We start from the raw sequence: 1,274 nt of genomic DNA, 5'->3' as shown, positions 1-1,274 counted from the left end.
GCACGGTCGCCGTCAATGCGCACGCGGTAGCGCCCCTGATTATCCAGCCACGCGTAGGTGTCGCCTCGGGTCGGGCTTTCCACCCGCGCCGGTATCGTGCCGCTGAGCACCGGCCGCGCCGGCGGTTCGGGACGAAAGCCAATCGTTTCGCGGTAGGCCATGCCCCAGATATTGAGGCGGAAGTGGTCGGTGCGCGAGCCTTTGGCGACGATGCGGGTAATGAGGATGCCGTCCGGCAGGTCGCTGAACGGGTAGGCCTGCGGCTCCAGCACCTGACCCGGCGCCAGCCCGCTGCCGGTGGTGCGGGCGAATATCCGGCACTGATGATTCAGCTGACGTTCATGGCGGATGCGGGCATAAAACGCGCCGGTTTCGGCGGCGGCGTCCACGTCCTCACCGGCCTCGCGGTAGGGCCGGGCATAAAGGTAGCTTTCGCCGGTCACCGGCGCGGCGCTGCGCACCTGCGCGCTGACGTCCAGCGGCGTGGTCGCCTCGCGGTAGTTGTAATCGCGTTTAAAGATTTTGCCGGTCACGGCGTTCCAGTGGATTTTCAGCCCCCAGACGCTTTCGGCGTGGCCGTCGCGCATCCCCGACGGCTCGCAGTACGGCAGGGTGACGCCAAACTGGTACTGCTCCGGCCCGTCGCCGAACAGCACCTTTTCACACGTCAGGCGGGTGTCCGCCTCAAAGCGGAACCAGATACCGACCTCGGCCAGAATGCGTTTTATAAACTGCAGGTCGGTCTCGCCCCACTGGGTGATGAGTTCGCGATCGGGGTAGGTCTGGCTGAGGCGAAACTCAAAATCCTGCCCCTCCAGCCCGTGCTTGCGCAGAATAAATTCCACCACTTCGGGCACCGACTGGTTCTGAAAAATAAAGCTGTTGGTGCTGTTTTCCAGCAGCCGCAGGCGCGGCACCAGCTCGAGGCGGTAAAGGGTTTCGTCGGCGGAGGTCGACAGGCGCTGAAAGTCACGGATAACGCCGTACACGACGCGTTCCGGCTGGAAAGGCGTGCCCATAGTGAAGCTGGCGAACTGGCGCAGCATCTGCGCGGCGTCGATATCCGGTTCGGGGCAGGTGACGTCGACGGTGTAGGAAAAAGTCTCGCTGAGCTGTTCCTCGCCGCGAAAGTTCAGCACGTCCAGACGGTACGGGCTGTTCCAGATATCGAGAGAATAGCGGGAAAGTGTGTTCATTCCGGTCCCTGGCTGACATGTGAAAAGCATCCTGCTTTTCGGGGTGTGAGGAAACTGTATTCACATGGTGAAATTGTG

At 62.3% G+C, this 1,274-nt stretch carries 1 protein-coding gene; it reads right to left on the bottom strand.

Annotation, left to right across the window (positions count from 1 at the left end; all coding sequences use genetic code 11):
- Positions 1-1,196: type VI secretion system Vgr family protein (locus AACU55_RS16780; protein WP_134707155.1), on the bottom strand; the 1,196-nt coding region annotated here is incomplete at its 3' end.
- Between the last annotated feature and the right edge of the window lie 78 nt (positions 1,197-1,274).

Origin of the sequence: Rahnella sp. CJA17(1/100) (assembly GCF_963881615.1) — a bacterium.
Lineage (GTDB): Bacteria > Pseudomonadota > Gammaproteobacteria > Enterobacterales > Enterobacteriaceae > Rahnella > Rahnella aceris.
The sequence above is the reverse complement of the archived record's forward strand: the minus strand, read 5'-3'. Positions and strand labels throughout refer to the sequence as shown.